Below are 1394 nucleotides of genomic sequence, written 5' to 3' on the forward strand. Positions count from 1 at the left end.
CTGAGACCTGATGCCGAGCCGATTGTGGTGAAGTGGATGATCCTATGCTGTCGAGAAAAGCCTCTAGCGAGTTTCATGGCGGCCCGTACCCCAAACCGACTCAGGTGGTCAGGTAGAGAATACCGAGGCGTTCGGGTGAACTATGGTTAAGGAACTCGGCAAAATGCCCCCGTAACTTCGGGAGAAGGGGGGCCATTCCTGGTGATGGGTCTTGCACCTTGAGCTGGGGGTGGCCGCAGAGACCAGCGAGAAGCGACTGTTTACTAAAAACACAGGTCCGTGCGAAGCCGTAAGGCGATGTATACGGACTGACGCCTGCCCGGTGCTGGAACGTTAAGGGGACCGGTTAGCTTGGTTTCGGCCAGGCGAAGCTGAGAACTTAAGCGCCAGTAAACGGCGGTGGTAACTATAACCATCCTAAGGTAGCGAAATTCCTTGTCGGGTAAGTTCCGACCTGCACGAATGGCGTAACGACTTCTCGACTGTCTCAACCATAGGCCCGGTGAAATTGCATTACGAGTAAAGATGCTCGTTTCGCGCAGCAGGACGGAAAGACCCCGGGACCTTTACTATAGCTTGATATTGGTGTTCGGTTCGGCTTGTGTAGGATAGGTGGGAGACTGTGAAGCAGCAACGCCAGTTGTTGTGGAGTCGCCGTTGAAATACCACTCTGGTCGTGCTGGATGTCTAACCTGGGTCCGTGATCCGGATCAGGGACAGTGTCTGGTGGGTAGTTTAACTGGGGCGGTTGCCTCCTAAAGGGTAACGGAGGCGCCCAAAGGTTCCCTCAGCCTGGTTGGCAATCAGGTGTTGAGTGTAAGTGCACAAGGGAGCTTGACTGTGAGACTGACGGGTCGAGCAGGTACGAAAGTAGGGACTAGTGATCCGGCGGTGGCTTGTGGAAGCGCCGTCGCTCAACGGATAAAAGGTACCCCGGGGATAACAGGCTGATCTTCCCCAAGAGTCCATATCGACGGGATGGTTTGGCACCTCGATGTCGGCTCGTCGCATCCTGGGGCTGGAGTAGGTCCCAAGGGTTGGGCTGTTCGCCCATTAAAGCGGTACGCGAGCTGGGTTTAGAACGTCGTGAGACAGTTCGGTCCCTATCCGCTGTGCGCGTAGGAGTGTTGAGAAGGGCTGTCCCTAGTACGAGAGGACCGGGACGGACGAACCTCTGGTGTGCCAGTTGTTCTGCCAAGGGCATGGCTGGTTGGCTACGTTCGGGAGGGATAACCGCTGAAAGCATCTAAGCGGGAAGCCTGCTTCGAGATGAGCACTCCCACCTCCTTGAGAGGGTAAGGCTCCCAGTAGACGACTGGGTTGATAGGCCGGATATGGAAGCCCTGTGAGGGGTGGAGTTGACCGGTACTAATAGGCCGAGGGCTTGTCCTCAG

General features: G+C 56.2%; 1 rRNA gene. It reads left to right on the forward strand.

What is annotated here, in order from left to right:
* A 23S ribosomal RNA gene (locus ACIQI7_RS38935) occupies positions 1–1392 on the forward strand; the annotation flags it as partial.
* Positions 1393–1394 lie beyond the last annotated feature (2 nt).

It is taken from the genome of Kitasatospora sp. NPDC092039 (genome assembly GCF_044756065.1).
In the GTDB taxonomy this organism is placed as follows: Bacteria; Actinomycetota; Actinomycetes; order Streptomycetales; family Streptomycetaceae; genus Kitasatospora.